The following is a 17303-nucleotide window of genomic DNA, read 5'->3' as shown; positions in this document are numbered from 1 at the left end:
TTCGCGGGCAAGGGGGTCTAGGAACCGGCGCAGTTTCGCGGAGCGTCCCCATGCTGATTCACTTCTCCTCCTGGCCCGAGATCGACGCACGGCTGAAGACGACGAAGACCGTCGTCGTGCCCATCGGCTCCAACGAGCAGCACGGCCCGACCGGCCTGCTCGGCACCGACTGGATGTGCCCCGAGATCATCGCCCACGCGGCCGAGGCGTCGGACGAGAGCCTGATCGTCGCCCCGACCTTCAACATCGGCATGGCCCAGCACCATCTGGCCTTTCCGGGCACCATCTCGTTCCGCCCGTCCACCTTCATGGCGGCCATCACCGACTGGACGCATTCGCTGGCCCGCCACGGCTTCGAACGGATCTATTTCCTGAACGGCCACGGCGGCAACGTCGCCACCATCGAGGCGACGTTCGCCGAGATCTACGCGGAATGGAGCTTCGCGGCGGAACGCACCGACTTCGCCCTGAAGCTGCGCAACTGGTGGGACCTGCCGGGCGTCACCGCCCTGTGCAACCGCCTGTTCCCGACCGGCCACGGCATGCACGCCACCCCTTCCGAGATCGCGGTGACGCAGGCGGCCTGGCCCGACCGCATCAAGACCGCGCCGGAGATGACGCCGAAGATCGCCCCCGTCGGCCCGATCCGCGACGCGCTGGACTACCGCGCCCGCTTTCCCGACGGCCGCATCGGCTCGGATCCTACGCTGGCGTCGCCCGAACTGGGCCAGACCATCATCGACGCCGCCGTCCCCGCCCTGCTCAGGGACTTGGCCGACTTCTCGGCCGAGGCCTTGCCGGGCGTCTGAAACGGGCGCACCTGTGGCGCATGAGCCCTTCCCGCCGCGCCGAACGCTCCAGCCTGCGCCTGATCAAGGGCGCACAGGAAACGGCGCACGCCGCGCATGAGGTCGTGGTCGCCCGGCTTGCGCTGGCCCGATCGGGGCGGCTGAACGTCGACGAGGCCGCCCTGATGGGCATGGAAAAACTGCAGGCCCTGGGCGAGGGCGCCGCCGACGCGGGCCGCATCCTGTCCGCCGCCGGCGACCGCGCCGCGCGCGACGCGACGCAGGAGGCGAAGCTGGCGCTGGACGCCTGGACCCGCGCCTCGACCGATCCGTCCGGCGCCGTGGCCGTGCAGGCGGCATGGCTGATGGGCGGTTGGTTGCGCGCGGCGGACGCCGCCACCGCCTTCACCGCCTCCATGCTCGAGGCCCAGGCCGCCGCGCTGGAGCCCGTCCGCCGCGTCGCCGTGGCCAATGCGAAGCGGCTGAAGCGCTGACCGGATCAGCGCGCCGCGCGCCACTCGACAAGCATCATTATGGCCGCTGCGAGGATCAATCCAGCGAGACACGCGAGCGCGACGACCGAGCCAGCGCTCATTAGGCGAAGATAACTGGCCATAAGCGTCGCCAAGCTCACCGAAGTCAGTGCGATGGCCGCAGCGGACGCCGCCGCGATGCGGCGATTGAGAAGCAGCCCCTCAATGTCGGCGCGCGAAAGGCGATCCAGAAGCCGCTTCTCGCGGCGATCCTGTCGTTTGACGCTCTCTCCGGCCATGCCCAATATGATGAGCAGGAAGGGGACCTGACCAAAATCGCGGAAGGCCAGCGACAGTAGATACGTCGCTATCCCCGACGCGCCGAGGAGCGCGGGCCACCTTCTCATCCAAATAATCGCCCACATCTCCGTCCCGCCCTCACGTGGTCACGCCGTCCTGATCACCCCACCCGTCACCTGAACCGGCCATGGCGTCAGCCGCCCGCCCGCGCAGGGTCCGCCGACGCACAGGCCGCTCAACGGCTCGAAGACCGCGCCGTGCCAGCCGCACAGGATCAGCTGGCCGTCCGGCGTCAGATAACGGTCCAGCTCCAGCGCCAGCGGATGCCCGGCGTGCGGGCACCGGTCGACGTAGCCCGCCACCTGCCCGTCCTTCCTCACGACGAAGCCGTGGAAGAAGGCCTCGCCGATCTGAAGGACCAGCGACCGCGCACCCGGGTCCGGCAGATCCGCCTCGACGCACAGCGGCACCCCGGGCGGCGTCTTCCACACGCGCCGCCGGGCCACGGCCTCCGGCGTCCCCTCGCTCACGCGTTCTCGGCCTTCAGCGGTCGCGACAGCAGCTGGTCGATGGCCTGCAGGGAGGTGATTTCGGCCCTCAGCAGCCGGTCGACGGCGGTGCAGATCGGCATCTCGACGCCCAGCGCGTCGGACAGGGCGCGCACCGCCGGCGCGCTCTCCATGCCTTCGGCCACGCTGCGCTTGCCCGCCAGCGCCTGCTGCAGGGTCTGCCCCTGGCCCAGCGCCAGGCCCAGGCTCATGTTGCGTGACTGGGGGCTGGAGCAGGTAAGCACCAGGTCTCCCAGACCGCACAGGCCCGCCACCGTCTCCGCCTGTCCGCCCAGGGCCACGCCCAGCCGGGTCATCTCCACGAAGCCCCTTGTGATCAGCGCCGCGTGCGCGCTGCGACCCAGCTTCATGCCCTCCGACACGCCGCAGGCGATGGCCAGAACGTTTTTGACCGCGCCGCCGACCTCGGCCCCGATCAGGTCGTCGGCCAGATAGGGGCGGAAGTGGGGGGCGCTCAGCGCCTGCATCAGATCCTCGCCCAGCGCCGTGTCCGCGCACGCCAGCGTCACCGCCGTCGGCAGGCCGCGCGCCACCTCGGCCGCGAAACTGGGGCCCGACAGCACCGCGATCGGCGCCTCGGGCAGGGCCTGCGCCGCCACGTCGGTCATCAGCGCCAGCGACCCGCGCTCGACGCCCTTGGAGCACAGGACCACGGGCACGCCGGGCCGCCAGTGCGGGCGATAGGCCTCCAGCGTTCCGCGCATGTGCTGCGCCGGCGGCACCGCCAGGATCAGGTCGCACCCGGCCAGATCGGCCAGATCGCCCACCGCGCGCACCCCCGGCTCCAGCTTGACGCCCGGCAGAAAGGCTTCGTTCTCGCCCCGCGCGGCGACGCTCTCGACCACCTCGGCCTCGCGCGCTTGCAGGATCACGTCCATGCCCGCGCGCGCGCACACCTGCGCCAGAGCCGTGCCCCAGGCGCCCGCGCCGATCACGCCCGCCGTGCGAAACCTCATGCCTTGGCTCCCTTTCGGCCCGCGACGTGCATCGGATCGGCCAGAGCGGCCGCCTCGTCCAGAGGCCACCGCGGCCGCGCCGGCGCATCCAGTGCGGAAGTCAGACCCAGCGCCAGTCGTTCCGCCCCCGCCAGCGCGATCATCGCCGCATTGTCGGTGCAATAGGCCAGCGGCGGCGCCAGGAAGCGGAATCCCCGCTTCGCCGCGGCCTGTTCCAGCCCGGCGCGCACGGCCCTGTTGGCCGCCACGCCGCCGGCGACGACGAAGACCCGCTCCGCCCCGCCGGCCGCCGCGGCCCAGCCGTCCATCGCCCGGCCGGACCGTTCCACCAGCTGCCGCACGATCGCCGCCTGCACCGCCGCGGCAAGATCGGCGCGCTCGGCGTCGGTCGTCAGCGTCTGCGCGATCCGCGCCGCCGCCGTCTTCAGGCCGGAGAAGGAGAAGTCGCAGTCCTTGCGGCCCAGAAGCGCCCGCGGCAGCTCATACCGGCTCGCGTCGCCTGCCGCGGCGGCTCGCTCCAGCGCCGGTCCGCCGGGGTAGCCCAGCCCCATGGACTTCGCGATCTTGTCGAAGGCCTCGCCGGCGGCGTCGTCGATCGTCGCGCCGATCCGCCGCACCTCGCCCACCCCGCGCACGTCCAGCAGCTGGCAATGCCCGCCCGACACCAGCAGCAGCAGGAAGGGATAGGCGATCGGCTCCGTCAACCGCGCCGACACGGCGTGCCCCTCCAGATGGTTCACCGCCACCAGCGGCAGGCCGCGCGCCAGCGCCGCGCCCTTGGCCCAGCTCAAGCCGACCATGACGCCGCCGATCAGGCCGGGCCCCGCCGTCGCCGCCACCCCGTCGATCGCGCGCCAGTCGACCGCCGCCTCGGTGAGGGCGCGCCGCGCCACGCCGTCGATCGCCTCGACGTGGCTGCGCGCCGCGATCTCGGGCACGACGCCGCCATAGGCCGCATGATCGTCGATCTGGCTGTGCACCACGCTGGACAGGACCTCGGTCCGGCCGTCCGGCGACAGGCGCACGACCGCCGCGGCCGTCTCGTCGCAGCTCGTTTCCAGCCCCAGCACGGTCAGCGCCTCGGTTGCCGGGTCCGAACCCCTGCTGTAGGGCGGGCGTCCACTCATGGGGTCCGAGGTAAAGACCCGCAGGCACAGGCGCAACGGCGATGGACCGCCCGATCCGCATCGGCACCCGCAAAAGCCGGCTGGCGCTGGCCCAGTCCGGCATGGTCCGGGACGCCGTCGCCCGCACCCTCGGCGCCGCGCCGGGCGAGGAGGAGCAGTTCGCCGTCCTCGTCCCCATCGTCACCGAGGGCGACCGCATCCAGGACCGCCGTCTCATGGAAATCGGCGGCAAGGCCCTGTTCACGCGTGAGCTGGAGGAGTGCCTGCAGGACGGCCGTCTCGACCTCGCCGTGCATTCCATGAAGGACGTCCCGGCCGACATGCCGGGCGGGCTGACGCTGGCCGCGGTTCCCGAACGCGAGGACGCCCGCGACGCCTTCCTCGGCCGCGACGCGCGCCGCCTGATCGACCTGCCGCACGGCGCCCGGCTCGGCACCGCCTCGCTGCGGCGTCAGGCCCAGTGCCTCGCCCTGCGTCCGGACCTGACCATCGACATGCTGCGCGGCAACGTCGACACCCGCATGCGCCGCCTCGCCGAGGGCGACTTCGACGCCATCCTGCTGGCCGTGGCCGGTCTGTCGCGGCTGGGCATGGCGGACGCCATCCATGAGCGCCTTTCGCTGGACGACTTCCCGCCCGCGCCGGGTCAGGGCGCGCTGGCCCTGCAGGCCCGCCTCGACGTGGCGGAGTCGGACTGGCTGGTCGCTCAGGATCACGCCCCCACGCGCCTGTCCGTCGAGGCCGAACGCGGGGCCATGGCGGTTCTGGAAGGGTCTTGCCGCACCGCCGTGGCCGCGCACGGGGTCTGGTCCGGCGACGTGCTGACCCTGACCGTCGAATGGCTGTCCCCCGACGGCCGCCGCCGCGTCCGGCGGGCCGCTTCGGCCGCCCCGACCGACGGCGAGGAGGCGCGCGCCCTCGGCCTCGACCTCGGCGCCCAGGTCAGGGCCGAGGTCGGCCCCGACCTCGTGCCCTGAGGCCGTGCGCGTCTGGATCACCCGCACCGAGCCCGGCGCCGCCCGCACCGCCCGCGCCGTCGCCGACCTGGGACATGTGCCGGTCGTGGCGCCCGTCCTCGAGGTTCACGACCTCCCCGGCCCGGTTCCGCCGCACGAGGCCGTGGCCTTCACCAGCCCCAACGCGGTCGCCGCCTTCGCCCGGCTCAGCGGCGCGCGGTCGGCCCGTGTCTTCGCCGTGGGCGACGCCACCGCCCGGGCCGCGGCGGAGGCCGGCTTCGCCGACGTCGCCTCGGCCGCGGGCGACGGGCATGCCCTGGCCGCCCTGATCGCCGCCGACCCGCCCGGAGCCCTGCTCTGGCCCCGCGCCGCCGAACCGGCCTTCGATCTGGCCTCAGCCCTGACCGGCGTGGTCGAGGTGCGCGCGGCGCCGGTCTACGAGACGCGACCCGTCGATCCCTTGGCGGCGCCCGACTTCGACCTCGTTCTGGTGCACTCGCCGCGCGCCGCCCGCGTGCTGGCCGCAGGCCTGTCGCCTGACGCCGCTCAAGGCCGCCGGCTGGCCGCCATCTCCGCCGCCGCAGCCGCGCCGCTCGGGGCCCTGCCGTGGGCCGCGCTGCACGTCGCGGCGCACCCCGACGAAGCCCATCTTCTGGCCCCGCTTGGCAAGCCCCCGCCCGCCGTGTAAAGGCGCGCCTCCGGGCCGCTTTAGCTCAGCCGGTAGAGCACCTCATTCGTAATGAGGGGGTCGCGTGTTCGAGTCACGCAAGCGGCACCACCTTTCCCCTCCCCCGCCGTCCGCGCGCCGCGATAATCTTTTTGCAGCGCGGCGCGTTCTATGCTGCCCTGCCGCAAAGGCGGGGGCCGCTTCAGGACTGGCATGCTGTATACTCTTCACGAGCTCGCCTACTACGGGGCGACGCCGTTCCGGCTGGGGGCCCAGGCCGCCCGAAGCTTCTGGACCCATCCCTTCAACCCGGCCGCCGACACCCTGATGGGCCGCTCCGCCGCGGCCGCCGCCGAGGTGTTCGAGCACCTGACCCGGCGCTACGGCAAGCCGGCCTGGGGGCTGGACGTCGTGCCGGTGAACGGCGTGGACGTGCGGGTGACGGAGGAGACCGTCTGGACCTCGCCGTGGTGCCGCCTGATCCGCTTCGTCCGGAACCCTGAGGACCTGAAGGCGGCGGGCAAGCCGGTCGACGCCCCGCGCGTGCTGATCGTCGCGCCGCTGTCCGGCCACTACGCCACCCTGCTGCGCGGCACCGTCGAGGCCTTCATCCAGGACCACGAAGTCCACGTCACCGACTGGGTCAACGCCCGGCAGGTGCCGATGCTGGAAGGCCGTTTCGACTTCCACGACTACATCGACCACGTCCGGACCATGCTGGGTCAGCTGGGCACCGGCGCTCACGTCGTCGGCGTCTGCCAGCCGGGCCCGCCGGTGCTGGCCGCGGTCGCCTGCATGGCCATGGACGACGACCCGAACCGCCCGGCGTCGATGACCTTCATGGGTTCGCCCATCGACGCGCGCCTGTCGCCCACGGTGACCAACCGGCTGGCCGAGCAGAAGCCCTTCACATGGTTCCGCTCGAACATGATTCACACCGTGCCCCTGCCCTATCCGGGCGCAGGGCGTCGGGTCTATCCGGGTTTCGTCCAGCTCTACAGCTTCATGTCGATGAACGAGGACCGCCACGTCGACGCCCACCGCGACTATTTCGACGGTCTGGTGCGCGGCGACGGCGACGCCACGGACAAGCACGAGGAATTCTACGACGAGTACCTGTCCGTCCTCGACCTGACGGAGGAGTTCTACCTCCAGACCATCGACATCGTGTTCCAGCAGCATCTGCTGGCCCGCGGCCTGCTGGACCATCGCGGACGCCGGGTCGATCTGACGGCGATCAGCGACGTCGGCCTGATGACGGTCGAGGGCGAGAAGGACGACATCTCCGGCGTCGGCCAGACCCAGGCCGCGCACGGCCTGTGCACGGCCATCCCCGAGACCCGGCGCGAGCTGTATGTGAACCCCGACGTCGGCCACTACGGCGTCTTCAACGGCCGCCGCTTCCGCGACGACATCTATCCGCGCGTGCGCGACTTCATCGCCCGCAACCAGGCGATCCATGACGCAGTTCCACAACGGCGCGCGGCTGCGGCTTGAGCGGCCGGGCGGCGGCGAGCCGCTGACCCTGCGCCTGTCCGTCAACGCCCGCGCGCGCCGCCTGTCGGTGCGCATCGACGCCCGCGCGGGAGAGGCCGTGGTCGTGGCGCCCAGCCTGCGCACCCTGCCCCAGGCCGTCGACTTCGCCCGCACCCGCGCCCTGTGGATCGCCGAGCGGCTGACGGCGCGCCCGCAGACCACGCCGCTGTCGCCCGGCCAGGAGATCCTGCTGGCCGGCCGCGCCGTCCGGCTGGAGGCGACGGGCGCCGCCGCCGCGGCGCGTCTGGTCGACACCGACGCCGGCCCCGTGCTGCGCGCGGGCGGCGACGGCGAGGCCTTCTCCCGCCGCGTGCTGAACTGGCTTCGGGCCGAAGCCCGTCGCCGTCTGACGGACCGCACCGAGGTCCATCGCGCCGCCCTGGGTCAGGCGCCTGTCCGCGTCTCGATCACCGACTCGCGCACCCGCTGGGGCTCATGCAGCCCGCACAACCGGTCGATCCGCTACAGCTGGCGCGTGGTCATGGCCCCCGAGGCGGTGCTCGACTATCTGGCCGCCCACGAGGTGGCGCACCTCGTCCACGCCGACCACAGTCCGGCCTACTGGTCGGTGGTCGAGCGGCTGATCGGCGATCACCGGCCGCACCGGCGGTGGCTCAGGTCCCACGGCGCGGCCCTGCACGCCGTGGGGTGAGCGTCAGAAGAACAGCGGCTCGGACTTCTTCTCGGGCGCCGGCTGGGTTTCGGGGCGGCGCGGCTCGACGGGCTGCGGGGTGGTCGGACGCACCACCGGCCGGTCGACCGGTGGGACCGCGGGCTCCGGCGTCGACGGTTCGACCTCCGGTCCGGTCACCAGTTCCTCGCCCTCGGCGTAGGGGTCTTCGATCGAGCCCATGAGCTCCGTCATCGGGTCCGGCGGCATCCAGCCTTCCGGCATGGGCGGGCCGTCGGGAATGCGGGGCGCGTTCAGGCGCGGCAGGGCCGCCTCCATGAATCCTTTCCAGATCGCCGCCGGCGACGCGCCGCCGGTGACGCCGCGCATGGCGGTGTTGTCGTCCTTGCCGACCCAGACCGCGGTCACGAAGCCGCCGGTGTAGCCGACGAACCACGCGTCCTTGTAGTCCGAGGTCGTGCCCGTCTTGCCGGCCAGATCGCGGCCCGAAATCCCGACCGACCGGGCCGTGCCGCCCGACACCACGCCGCGCAGCATCTGGTTCATGTAGTAGAGCGGCGGATTGGCGATCGCCTGCACGCCGCGCACGTCACGCGCGCCGCGCTGATAGATCACCCGGCCCTTCGGCGTGCGGATGCGCGAAATGCCATAGGCCTCCACCCGCTTGCCGCCGTTGGCGAAGGGGGCATAGGCCTGCGCCATCTCCAGCGGGCTGACTTCCACGGCACCCAGCGCCATGGCCGGCTCCAGACCGATCTGGCTTTCGATGCCCAGACGCCGCGCGGTGCGCGCCACCTGATCGCGGCCCAGGGTGTCGGCCAGCCGCACGGCGACGGTGTTGGTCGACTGCGCGACGGCGCTGGCCAGGCTCATGCGCCCGGCGTAGCCGCCGGAATAGTTGCGCGGCGACCAGCTACCGATGCGGATCGGTTCGTCCACCACCGGGGTCTCCGGCGTGTAGCCGGCCTCCAGTGCGGTCAGGTAGACGAAAGGCTTGAACGCCGACCCCGCCTGACGCCGCGCATCCACGGCGCGGTTGAACTGGCTGTCGGCATAGCTGGCGCCGCCGATCATCGCGCGGACCCGGCCGTCGCCGTCCACGGCGACCAGCGCGGCCTGCTGCACGCCCTTGGACCTGTCGCGGTCCAGAATGCGGCGCACCGCCCGCTCGGCCGAGGTCTGCAGCGTCAGGTCCAGCGTCGTCTCGACGATCAGGTCCTCGCCCGGCTCGTCGCCGACCAGGGCGCGCACCTCGGAATCCAGCCAGTCGATGAAGTACTGGGCATGCTGGGTCGCCAGCGTTCGCGACACCCGCACCGGCTCGAGCACGGCGGCGGCGCGCTGGTCGGCGGAGATGACGCCGCTCTCCTCCATCTCGTCCAGCACCACGGTCGCCCGGGTCGCGGCCCGCTCGCTTTCCGACACGGGCGAGTACCGCGACGGCGCCTTCAGCAGGCCGGCCAGCAGGGCGGCCTCGCCGACCGACAGGTCCTTGGCCGACTTGTCGAAATAGCGCTGCGACGCCGCCTCGATGCCATAGGCGCCGGCGCCGAAGTAGACCCGGTTCAGGTAGAGGGCCAGAATTTCGTCCTTGGAGAATTTCATCTCCAGCCACACGGCCAGCATCAGCTCCTGCACCTTGCGACGCAGGGTCTGGTCGGGCGTCAGGAACAGGTTCTTGGCCAGCTGCTGGGTGATCGTCGAGCCGCCCTGCACCACCCGTCCGGCGCGCATGTTGGCCACCATGGCGCGCACCATGCCGACCGGGTCGAACCCGGGATGCCAGCGGAAACGCTGATCCTCGATGGCGATGAAGGCGGCCGGGACGTAGTCCGGCAGGGCGTTCAGGTCGGCCGGCGGCGCCTGCTGCGTCCCGCGCACCGCGATCAGCGCGCCGTTGCGGTCCAGGTAGGTGATCGAGGGCTGACGATCGACTTCATACAGGGTCGAGGTGTCGGGCAGGCCCCGCGCGAAGACCGCGAAGAAGGCCACCAGGAAGATGACGCCCCAGACGGCAAGGACGCCGCCCCAGTACAGGGCCTTCTGCATCGGCGTGCGCGTCGCGCCCGCGCCGTCGCCACGTCCACCCGGAGTTCCGAACCGCGCCATCGCCGCCCTCAAAAGTGCCCGGGCCGACCTTAGCCGCCCGGCGCGGGGTCGAACACCGCCGCTCGCCTGAAGAGTGAACGCACCAATCCGTCCAAACGATGACGGAAACGTGAGCGGGCGTTCATCCCGCCGCGCGGCGTCGGGCGACGACCACCGCCCGGTCCAGCGCCTGCAGGAAGTTCGACCGGTCCTTCGGCCCGAACGGCGGCGGTCCGCTGGTCGCCACGCCGATGGACCGCAGGTGCTCGCCGACCATCCGCCCCGCCAGCGCCGAGCCGATGGAGTTTTCGGTGAAGGCATCCCCGTTCGGCCGGATCGCCTGCGCACCGGCGGCCAGACACCGCTCGGCCAGGGGAATGTCGGACGTCACGACCACGTCGGCGGGCCCCACCCGGTCGGCGATCCAGTCGTCGGCCACGTCCGGCCCGGCGTCGACCACGACCTGCTCGATGAAGCTCGCGCGGGGCAGCTGAATCCAGCCGTTCGACACGACGAAGACGTGCAGGCCGCACCGCTCGGCCACGCGGAAGGCCTCGGCCTTCACCGGACAGGCGTCGGCGTCGATGAACAGGCGCGGCGCGGTCATGGCCGCTGTCTAGCGTCATGCGCACCATCCGCCAAAGCGTTGCCATAACCGCGTTCCGGGCGCAGTCTCCCGTCAGGTCGACCTGGGGAGGGAAGAATGACCGACATGACCGTGAAGACGCCGTGGCACCTGTGGGCCGTGGGCGTCGTCAGCCTGCTGTGGAACGGCTTCGGCGCCTACGACTTCATCATGACCAACACGCAGGGCGAGGCCTACATGCGCGCGTCCGGCATGACGCAGGGCATGATCGACTACTTCAACGCCATGCCGACATGGATGTACGTGCCGTGGACGCTGGGCGTCTGGGGCGCGGTGCTCGGCTCGATCCTGCTTCTGCTGCGCAATCGTCTGGCCGTCTGGGCCTTTGCGGCCTCGCTGCTGGGCGCGGTGGCCAGCTTGCTGTTCGGCCTGATCCATCCGATGCCCGAACTGCCCGAAGCGATGGCGATGATGAAGTGGATGCCGTGGCTCATCGCGGTCGTCGCGGCCTTCCTGGCCTGGTACGCCTGGACCATGGGCAAGCGCGGCGTCCTGCGCTAACCGCGGGGGGTGAAAGCCCCCCGACAGCCCGCCGCGCTCACTGAAGACGAGATCGCCGCCGTACGCTCGTGGGTGATCCAAGAAGACGCCCACGTGCTGGTCCTGAACAAGCCGTCCGGCCTGTCGAGCCAGGGCGGCCGCGTGCGGGCGCACACGCTGGACGACCTGCTGTGGGCCTTCGCCCGCTCGAACGGCAAGCGGCCCGATCTGGTGCACCGGCTGGACCGCGACACCTCGGGCGTCATTCTCGCGGCGAAGACGAAGCCGGCGGCCGGCTTCCTCGGCAAGGCCATCCAGGCCCACAGGCTGAAGAAGACCTATCTCGCCCTCGTCTCCGCCGCGCCCGAGCCCCGCGCCGGCCGGATCGAGACCCCGCTTCTCCGCGTCGAGATCGGCCGCGAGAGCCACATGCGGATCGCCGCCGACGACGAGCCCGGCGCCCAGGCCTCGACCAGCCTCTACCGCACCCTCTCGGCGACCGACGAGGCGGCCCTGGTCGAGCTCAGCCCCCTGACCGGCCGCATGCACCAGTTGCGCGTGCACATGGCCTCGATCGGCCGGGCCCTCGTCGGCGACGCGCGCTACGGCGGCGCCCTGACGCTTGCCGGCGCGCCGGCGCCCCGGCTCATGCTGCACGCGTGGAAGCTGACCTTTCCGCATCCCGAGGGCGGGGAACGCACGGTGCGGGCCGCGCCCCCCGCGGACGTCCTCGACCTCATGCGGAAGGCGGGGCTGGGAACGCAAGACGTGACCTGAGCGCTGAACCGGCGAGGAGACCCGCCATGTTCCGCATCCTGACCGTGTCCGCCGCCGCGCTCGCCCTGACGGCCTGCGCCTCGCTCGCTCCCTATGGCCCCCAGACCGGGTCCGGAGGTCAGGGCTATGCCGAGCAGCGGATCGAATCGAACCGCTGGCGCGTGACCTATTCCGGCGTCGGCGCGCCCGCCCCCGTCGCGGAGCTGGCCCTGCGCCGCGCGGCCGAGCTGACCGTGGCCAATGGCGACGACTGGTTCGAGGTGGTCCAGCGCTACACCGACGGCCGCCCGGACTCCGCAGGCGGCATCCGCCCGTCCCTGTCCGTGGGCGCCGGCTCGGGCCGCTATTCGGGCCGCTACGGCAGCTATTCCACCTCGGGAGTCGGCGTGGGCGTCGGCCTGAACTTCAGCGGCCCCTCGCCGACGACAACCACGCTGGAGATCGTCACCGGGGACGGCCCGGCCCCGGATCGCGGCGCCGTCTACGACGCCCGCGGCGTGCTGGAGACGATCGGGCGCTACTAACGTCCGCGGGTCAGGGCGCGGTACTCGACCAGCCGCTCCTTGTCGCGGCGGACCTGGTCCGAGACGGCGTTGTCCACGTCCAGCGAGGCGTAGCGGACCCAGCCCTCGACGCCCAGCTTGTCCTGGACGGCGGCGACCGGCGTGCGCCAGCGGAAGTAGGACAGCCAGCTGACGGCGATTCCCAGCACGGCCGCCAGCGCCTGCAGGCCACGGAACCCGGCTTCGCCCGTCCCGGGCGCCGGCTCGAGAGCCAGAACCGCCAGACCGACGATCAGCACCAGCGGCGTCATGATGCGCTGCGCCCAGCGCATCCAGTAGCGTTCGCGCCGCACGCGCCACAGCTCCATCTGGACGAACTTCTCCAGGTACTCCATGCGCGCGCCGATCCACATGGTCAGGCGGGTCAGATACTGCGCCCGGCGGCCCCAGCCCTTGCCGTCCATCTGGAACTGGGTCTCGGCCTGGTCGGCCATGGCCCGCGCGCTGGTGAACAGGTTCTGCAGCTCGCGCGTCCGCTGCACCACCTCGCGCGACAGCTCGTAGGAATCGTTCTCCAGCTGGAACCGGTACTGGATGAACAGGATCGCCTGCAGGGCCCAGAACACGCCGAACGCAGCCAGCATGGCCCCGGCGGCCAGACCGAGGCCCATCGCCTCGGTCCCCGCCCAACGGGCGAACCACCCCGGCCCCAGGATCGCCAGCGCCGCGAAGGCCGCCAGCGCCCCGGCCTGGCTCAGGCGCTTGACGAAGACGTGCGTGACCAGCGCGCGGAACACGCGCCGCCCATAGTCGTGGATGCGTCCACGGATGTCCTTGTCGACCGGGAACCGTTCCTCGATCTGCCGTCCGAACAGGACGTGGAAGCGGTCGGGCTTGGACTCCGTCTCCCAGAAGGGAAAGATGTCCAGCGGCTGGTTGAAGTACTCGTCGATGTGGGACGAGACGATCGCCTCGGCTTCCGGCGTCTGGGCGAAATACTCGCTTTCGCTGATCGGCCGCAGGATGCCGTCACCGCCCCGCAGGGGCTCGCGCACCGGCGTCGGCGTGGGCGGCACGGCCCGGTCGGCGTGATCCGCGGCCCCCGGGGGCGGCGGATTGGCGGGCTCCAGCCGCCGGTCGTGGCCCTGCCCGCCGTGGCCGTCGTCGAATCCGTGGTTGTGGTCGTCGTGCGACATGGCGATCGCGAAATCCCCGAACTGATCGGCCAGTATGGCGAAGTTCGCCGCCCGCCGGACGACGTTCTCCCGTCACGGGAAGCCTTCGCCGTTAACCCCGTCCCCGGCAAGTGAAGTTTCGGTCAGGCCCCGCGGCCTTCGCTTCCCGGGCGGGAGGATGTATGCGGCGCCCATGACCCGTGAGGTGAAGACGCTCTACGTCGCCGAGGCCGAGGACGGCATCCGGCTGGACCGCTGGTTCAGGCGCCGCTGGCCGCACCTGTCCCACATCCAGGTCGAGAAACTGGCCCGTTCCGGTCAGATCCGCGTCGATGGGGCCCGCATCAAGCCGCAGGACCGTCTCACCGCCGGCGCCGCCGTGCGCGTGCCGCCCATCCCCGATCCGGTGGAGAGGACGCCCGGCGACCGGCCCAGGCTCACCGACCGCGACGCCGCCTATGCGAAGTCGCTGGTGCTGTACGAGGACGACCTCGTCATCGCGCTGAACAAGCCGCATGGCCTCGCCGTTCAGGGCGGCACCAAGACGACGAAGCACGTCGACCGCCTGCTGTCGGCCTGGGGCGAGGGGCTGGAGCGGCCAAGGCTGGTGCACCGTCTGGACCGCGACACCTCGGGCGTCCTGCTGCTCGGCAAGGGCCCGGAGGCCGCGAAGCGGCTGGCCGGCGCCTTCGCCCGGCGTCAGGCGAAGAAGACCTACTGGGCCATCGTCATGGGCGCGCCCAGGCCGGTGGCCGGCCAGATCGACATGGCGCTGAAGAAGTCGGGCATCAACGACTTCGAGATGATGCGCCCCGCCGATCCGAAGGAGCATGGCGCCGAGCCGGCGGAAACCGCCTACGCCACCGTCAGCCGCGCCGCCCACCGGGCCGCCTGGATGGCGCTGCGCCCCTTCACCGGCCGCACCCACCAGCTGCGGGCGCACATGGGCGCCATCGGCCACCCCATCCTCGGCGATCCCAAATACGGCACGCCGGAGTCGACGGCGCTGTCCGGCCCGCTGAAGCTTCAGCTGCACGCCCGCCGCATCGAGCTCGATCACCCCGGCGGCGGCAAGCTGATCGTCGAGGCGCCGCTGAGCCCCGAGATGAAGGCCGGCTTCGCGCACTTCGGCTTCTCCGAGGACGAGGCCGACGAAGACCCGTTCCACGGCGTGAAGAGGATGCGATGACGCGCCCGCTGGCCGTCTTCGACGTCGACGGGACGCTGGTCGACAGCCGGGCGTCCATACATGCCGCCTGCTGCGCCGGCGCGCGTCGGCTGGGACTGCCCGAGCCGTCCTACGATCGCGTCCGGCAGATCGTGGGGCTGGAGCTGACCCTCGCCATCCGGGTTCTGGAGCCGCATCTGACGCCGTCGGAATCGGCCGACTACGTCGACGGATTTCGGCAGACCTTCCTCGACCTTTACGCCGCCGGGCACGAGGAGCCCCTCTACGAAGGCGCCGTGGATCACCTGCGGCGCCTGAAGCGGGACGGATGGCGGCTGGCCATCGCCACGGGACAGAACCGTCGCGGCGTGGCCCGCAATCTGGCGCGCGACGGCTGGGCGGACCTCTTCCTTTCGAGCCATTGCGCCGAGGACGGGCCCGGCAAGCCCGATCCCGCCATGCTGGTCGCCGCCATGCGCGCCTGCGACGCCTGCCCCGCGACTACGGTCATGATCGGCGACACGGCGCACGACCATGCGATGGCGCAGAATGCAGGCGTCCCCGCCTACGGCGTCGGCTGGGGGTTTCAGACCGCGGCGGAGCAGCTGGCGGCGGGCGCGGCTCTGGTCGCCGCGGATTTCGCGGAGCTGGACGCCGCTCTGGACGCCTTCGCCTCCCAGCGCCTCGAACCCGCCGCCTGACCGACCTATATGGCCGCCATGCAGATCCCGTCGCTCGATCCCAACGTCGCCGCCCGCAAGGGTTTCCGCGAGTCCGAGGAGCGGCTGAAGCGATTCTGGAAGGACGTGGACGTGGCTCCAGCCGACGGCGGCTGGGCGGTGCGGCTGGACGGGCGGACGCCGAAGACGCCGGCGCACGCGCCGCTGATCCTGCCGACCGAGGCGGCGGCCCGCCTGGTCGCCGACGAATGGGCCGCGCAGGGCGAGCATCTCGATCCCGCCGCCATGCCCGCCACCCGTCTGGCTTCGACCGCGATCGACCGGGTGTCGCAGGCGCGGGACGCCGTCGCCGAAGAAGTGGCCGCCTTCGCCGGCTCGGACCTGATCTGCTACCTCGCCGAAGGGCCCGCTTCGCTGGTGGAGCGGCAGGCGCGCGAGTGGGCGCCATGGCGGGCGTGGGCCGCGACCGAGCTGGCCGTGCATCTGGAGCCGGCCGAGGGGATCGTGCACCGGCCGCAGGATCCCGCCGCCGTCGCCCGCGTGCGCGAACTGGCGCTGCGGCTGGACGACTTCGCCCTGACCGGCCTGGCGATGGCGACGCCCCTGCTGGGCAGCGCCGTTCTGGCCTTCGCCCTGCAGCGCGCGGCGGGCGGCGCGGACGCGCTGTTCGACGCCTCGCGTCTGGACGAGGTTTTTCAGGAGGAGCGGTGGGGCGTCGATGCCGAGAACGCCGAACGCACCTCCGCCCGGCGGGAGGAGGCGCGTCTGCTGGAGCGGTGGTTCGCCGCCCTGACCTAGTCGATGAAGGCGTTGACCTCGGCGGCGAACACGTCGGGCTGGTCCAGCATGATGAAGTGCGCCGACTCGTCGACGCGCCTGAACGTCGCCCCGTTCAGGCCCGTATAGGCGCCGCGATAGATCTGGTCGGTCATCTCCGGCGTCATGCCGGGCCAGGCGAAGGTGACGTAGACCACCTCCGTCGGCGCGGTGATGTTCTTCAGCTCGGGCCGCAGGTCCGTGACGATCAGCTCGTGCATGGCATTGCCCGCCACGGTGCGGTCGGACGTCGCGCCGTGCCGGATCGGACCCTCGCGCAGCGACTCCGTGCGGATCATCTGGGTGATGCTGGCCGCCGACTGCTGCGCCCAGACCTCGGGCGTGGCGTTGACCATGCCGTCGCGGATCATGTCGGCCATCGGCTTCATGTTCTCCGGCGTCGCGTTCGGGTTGCCGAAGGCCTGACCCATGAACGGAATCTGGTCGACCACCATCAGCTTGCCGACCAGATCGGGATGCCGCGCCGCCAGCATCAGGGCGATGGTGCCGCCCATGGAATGGCCGATGACGATCGGGTCCTCGATTCCCTGTTCCCGAATGTAGCGGGCCAGGTCCTCGGCGACCGGGGCCGACACCAGGCCCGTGGCGTTGTCCATCGGCGCGGCCCCGGCGAAGCCCTGGACGTGAACCAGATGCAGGCGATGCGGGCCCTCCAGCCGGTCGACCAGAGGCTGCCACACGTCGGGGTGCGACGTCAGGCCGGGGATCAGGATGACGTTCGGCCCCTCCGTGCCCTCTACGCGCACGTGGAAGCGGCCGGAGGCGAAGTCGGCGTGGCGGTGACCTTCATGGGCGCCGTGTTCCGCAGCGGCGGCGTGGTGGCCATGCTCCTGCGCCAGCACCGCGGGCGCGGTCAGGGAAAGGCAGGCGACGGCGGTCAGAAGCAGGGCGCGCATGAGGGTCTCCGGTGATGCAGGACCGACATGCCCCACTTACTTTGTGATGT

The 17303-nt window shown here is 71.7% G+C and carries 20 protein-coding genes and 1 tRNA gene; 13 read left to right on the top strand and 8 right to left on the bottom strand.

Going from position 1 to position 17303, the window contains the following annotated elements; genetic code table 11:
• The first annotated feature begins 50 nt into the window (after positions 1 to 50).
• Together VGR32_RS13300 and VGR32_RS13295 are read left to right on the top strand one after the other, a co-directional pair.
• On the top strand, positions 51 to 809 hold the full coding sequence (locus VGR32_RS13300) for a creatininase family protein (protein ID WP_327451431.1): 759 nt from the start codon (positions 51 to 53) through the stop codon (positions 807 to 809).
• A 20-nt stretch (positions 810 to 829) separates the two neighbouring features.
• Positions 830 to 1282: a hypothetical protein gene (locus VGR32_RS13295; protein WP_327451429.1), complete on the top strand. Its 453-nt coding sequence runs from the start codon at positions 830 to 832 to the stop codon at positions 1280 to 1282.
• Positions 1283 to 1287: 5 nt separating this feature from the next.
• Here the strand turns inward: VGR32_RS13295 and VGR32_RS13290 are convergent, their stop codons facing one another.
• Genes VGR32_RS13290 through tsaD form a run of 4 tightly spaced genes read right to left on the bottom strand, consistent with a single transcriptional unit; the run spans position 1288 to position 4213 of the window.
• Positions 1288 to 1668, bottom strand: a complete 381-nt coding sequence (locus VGR32_RS13290) for a hypothetical protein (RefSeq protein WP_327451427.1) — start codon at positions 1666 to 1668, stop codon at positions 1288 to 1290.
• A 39-nt stretch (positions 1669 to 1707) separates the two neighbouring features.
• On the bottom strand, positions 1708 to 2091 hold the full coding sequence (locus VGR32_RS13285; protein ID WP_327451425.1) for a Rieske (2Fe-2S) protein: 384 nt from the start codon (positions 2089 to 2091) through the stop codon (positions 1708 to 1710).
• Positions 2088 to 3086 (bottom strand): NAD(P)H-dependent glycerol-3-phosphate dehydrogenase, encoded by a 999-nt coding sequence (locus VGR32_RS13280; protein WP_327451423.1) that lies wholly within the window; start codon positions 3084 to 3086, stop codon positions 2088 to 2090. The genes VGR32_RS13285 and VGR32_RS13280 overlap by 4 nt, the downstream gene beginning before the upstream one ends.
• A complete protein-coding gene (gene tsaD / locus VGR32_RS13275; RefSeq protein ID WP_327451421.1) occupies positions 3083 to 4213 on the bottom strand; it encodes a tRNA (adenosine(37)-N6)-threonylcarbamoyltransferase complex transferase subunit TsaD in 1131 nt (376 codons plus the stop codon). The genes VGR32_RS13280 and tsaD overlap by 4 nt, the downstream gene beginning before the upstream one ends.
• A 41-nt stretch (positions 4214 to 4254) precedes the next feature.
• Between tsaD and hemC the strand changes: the two genes are divergently transcribed.
• The 5 genes from hemC to VGR32_RS13250 all read left to right on the top strand — a co-directional run bounded on the left by hemC (position 4255) and on the right by VGR32_RS13250 (position 8024).
• Positions 4255 to 5190, top strand: a complete 936-nt coding sequence (gene hemC / locus VGR32_RS13270; RefSeq protein ID WP_327451419.1) for a hydroxymethylbilane synthase — start codon at positions 4255 to 4257, stop codon at positions 5188 to 5190.
• Between the two features lie 4 nt (positions 5191 to 5194).
• A complete protein-coding gene (locus VGR32_RS13265; RefSeq protein ID WP_327451417.1) occupies positions 5195 to 5857 on the top strand; it encodes a uroporphyrinogen-III synthase in 663 nt (220 codons plus the stop codon).
• Positions 5858 to 5871: 14 nt separating this feature from the next.
• Positions 5872 to 5947 (top strand) — tRNA-Thr (locus VGR32_RS13260).
• Between the two features lie 102 nt (positions 5948 to 6049).
• Entirely contained in the window at positions 6050 to 7333 is a 1284-nt protein-coding gene (locus VGR32_RS13255; protein WP_327451415.1) for a polyhydroxyalkanoate depolymerase, read from the top strand.
• On the top strand, positions 7296 to 8024 hold the full coding sequence (locus VGR32_RS13250) for a SprT family zinc-dependent metalloprotease (protein ID WP_327451413.1): 729 nt from the start codon (positions 7296 to 7298) through the stop codon (positions 8022 to 8024). The genes VGR32_RS13255 and VGR32_RS13250 overlap by 38 nt, the downstream gene beginning before the upstream one ends.
• A 3-nt stretch (positions 8025 to 8027) precedes the next feature.
• Here VGR32_RS13250 and VGR32_RS13245 read toward each other — a convergent pair whose 3' ends face one another.
• Both VGR32_RS13245 and VGR32_RS13240 read right to left on the bottom strand, forming a co-directional pair.
• Positions 8028 to 10112 carry a PBP1A family penicillin-binding protein gene (locus tag VGR32_RS13245; protein WP_327451411.1) on the bottom strand — a complete coding sequence of 695 codons (2085 nt, stop codon included), beginning with the start codon at positions 10110 to 10112 and terminating at the stop codon, positions 8028 to 8030.
• Positions 10113 to 10233: 121 nt separating this feature from the next.
• Complete coding sequence (locus VGR32_RS13240; protein ID WP_327451409.1) at positions 10234 to 10698, bottom strand: YaiI/YqxD family protein; 465 nt, start codon at positions 10696 to 10698, stop codon at positions 10234 to 10236.
• Positions 10699 to 10794: 96 nt separating this feature from the next.
• On the opposite strand from VGR32_RS13240, the gene VGR32_RS13235 reads away from it, so the two are divergent.
• The 3 genes from VGR32_RS13235 to VGR32_RS13225 are packed head-to-tail and all read left to right on the top strand — an operon-like array spanning position 10795 to position 12518.
• Positions 10795 to 11238 carry a hypothetical protein gene (locus tag VGR32_RS13235; protein ID WP_327451406.1) on the top strand — a complete coding sequence of 148 codons (444 nt, stop codon included), beginning with the start codon at positions 10795 to 10797 and terminating at the stop codon, positions 11236 to 11238.
• 9 nt (positions 11239 to 11247) lie between these two features.
• A complete protein-coding gene (locus VGR32_RS13230; RefSeq protein ID WP_327451404.1) occupies positions 11248 to 11994 on the top strand; it encodes an RluA family pseudouridine synthase in 747 nt (248 codons plus the stop codon).
• A gap of 26 nt (positions 11995 to 12020) precedes the next feature.
• Positions 12021 to 12518: a CC0125/CC1285 family lipoprotein gene (locus VGR32_RS13225; RefSeq protein ID WP_327451402.1), complete on the top strand. Its 498-nt coding sequence runs from the start codon at positions 12021 to 12023 to the stop codon at positions 12516 to 12518.
• On the opposite strand, the gene VGR32_RS13220 is transcribed toward VGR32_RS13225, so the two are convergent.
• A complete protein-coding gene (locus VGR32_RS13220; RefSeq protein WP_327451400.1) occupies positions 12515 to 13693 on the bottom strand; it encodes a hypothetical protein in 1179 nt (392 codons plus the stop codon). The genes VGR32_RS13225 and VGR32_RS13220 overlap by 4 nt on opposite strands.
• Before the next feature lie 172 nt (positions 13694 to 13865).
• Here VGR32_RS13220 and VGR32_RS13215 point away from each other — a divergent pair, with 172 nt between their 5' ends.
• Genes VGR32_RS13215 through VGR32_RS13205 form a run of 3 tightly spaced genes read left to right on the top strand, consistent with a single transcriptional unit; the run spans position 13866 to position 16318 of the window.
• On the top strand, positions 13866 to 14861 hold the full coding sequence (locus VGR32_RS13215; protein WP_327451398.1) for an RluA family pseudouridine synthase: 996 nt from the start codon (positions 13866 to 13868) through the stop codon (positions 14859 to 14861).
• Complete coding sequence (locus tag VGR32_RS13210) at positions 14858 to 15541, top strand: HAD-IA family hydrolase (RefSeq protein WP_327451396.1); 684 nt, start codon at positions 14858 to 14860, stop codon at positions 15539 to 15541. The genes VGR32_RS13215 and VGR32_RS13210 overlap by 4 nt, the downstream gene beginning before the upstream one ends.
• Before the next feature lie 18 nt (positions 15542 to 15559).
• Positions 15560 to 16318 (top strand): ATP12 family chaperone protein, encoded by a 759-nt coding sequence (locus tag VGR32_RS13205; protein ID WP_327451394.1) that lies wholly within the window; start codon positions 15560 to 15562, stop codon positions 16316 to 16318.
• Here the strand turns inward: VGR32_RS13205 and VGR32_RS13200 are convergent.
• Positions 16315 to 17253, bottom strand: coding sequence for an alpha/beta hydrolase (locus tag VGR32_RS13200; RefSeq protein ID WP_327451392.1), 939 nt, complete (start codon positions 17251 to 17253; stop codon positions 16315 to 16317). The two genes, VGR32_RS13205 and VGR32_RS13200, sit on opposite strands and share 4 nt — an antisense overlap.
• Positions 17254 to 17303: the final 50 nt, after the last annotated feature.

This window comes from Brevundimonas sp. (genome assembly GCF_035935935.1).
Lineage (GTDB): Bacteria > Pseudomonadota > Alphaproteobacteria > Caulobacterales > Caulobacteraceae > Brevundimonas.
This window is presented reverse-complemented; position numbering and strand designations above follow the sequence as displayed.

Excerpts from the sequence above, each read along its gene's own strand:
- VGR32_RS13300 (WP_327451431.1), top strand. The coding sequence starts at position 51 with ATGCTGATTCACTTCTCCTCCTGGCCCGAGATCGACGCACGGCTGAAG.
- VGR32_RS13295 (WP_327451429.1), top strand. The coding sequence starts at position 830 with ATGAGCCCTTCCCGCCGCGCCGAACGCTCCAGCCTGCGCCTGATCAAG.
- VGR32_RS13290 (WP_327451427.1), bottom strand. The coding sequence starts at position 1,668 with ATGAGAAGGTGGCCCGCGCTCCTCGGCGCGTCGGGGATAGCGACGTAT.
- VGR32_RS13280 (WP_327451423.1), bottom strand. The coding sequence starts at position 3,086 with ATGAGGTTTCGCACGGCGGGCGTGATCGGCGCGGGCGCCTGGGGCACG.
- tsaD (WP_327451421.1), bottom strand. The coding sequence starts at position 4,213 with ATGAGTGGACGCCCGCCCTACAGCAGGGGTTCGGACCCGGCAACCGAG.
- hemC (WP_327451419.1), top strand. The coding sequence starts at position 4,255 with ATGGACCGCCCGATCCGCATCGGCACCCGCAAAAGCCGGCTGGCGCTG.
- VGR32_RS13255 (WP_327451415.1), top strand. The coding sequence starts at position 6,050 with ATGCTGTATACTCTTCACGAGCTCGCCTACTACGGGGCGACGCCGTTC.
- VGR32_RS13250 (WP_327451413.1), top strand. The coding sequence starts at position 7,296 with ATGACGCAGTTCCACAACGGCGCGCGGCTGCGGCTTGAGCGGCCGGGC.
- VGR32_RS13245 (WP_327451411.1), bottom strand. The coding sequence starts at position 10,112 with ATGGCGCGGTTCGGAACTCCGGGTGGACGTGGCGACGGCGCGGGCGCG.
- VGR32_RS13240 (WP_327451409.1), bottom strand. The coding sequence starts at position 10,698 with ATGACCGCGCCGCGCCTGTTCATCGACGCCGACGCCTGTCCGGTGAAG.
- VGR32_RS13235 (WP_327451406.1), top strand. The coding sequence starts at position 10,795 with ATGACCGACATGACCGTGAAGACGCCGTGGCACCTGTGGGCCGTGGGC.
- VGR32_RS13225 (WP_327451402.1), top strand. The coding sequence starts at position 12,021 with ATGTTCCGCATCCTGACCGTGTCCGCCGCCGCGCTCGCCCTGACGGCC.
- VGR32_RS13220 (WP_327451400.1), bottom strand. The coding sequence starts at position 13,693 with ATGTCGCACGACGACCACAACCACGGATTCGACGACGGCCACGGCGGG.
- VGR32_RS13215 (WP_327451398.1), top strand. The coding sequence starts at position 13,866 with ATGACCCGTGAGGTGAAGACGCTCTACGTCGCCGAGGCCGAGGACGGC.
- VGR32_RS13210 (WP_327451396.1), top strand. The coding sequence starts at position 14,858 with ATGACGCGCCCGCTGGCCGTCTTCGACGTCGACGGGACGCTGGTCGAC.
- VGR32_RS13205 (WP_327451394.1), top strand. The coding sequence starts at position 15,560 with ATGCAGATCCCGTCGCTCGATCCCAACGTCGCCGCCCGCAAGGGTTTC.
- VGR32_RS13200 (WP_327451392.1), bottom strand. The coding sequence starts at position 17,253 with ATGCGCGCCCTGCTTCTGACCGCCGTCGCCTGCCTTTCCCTGACCGCG.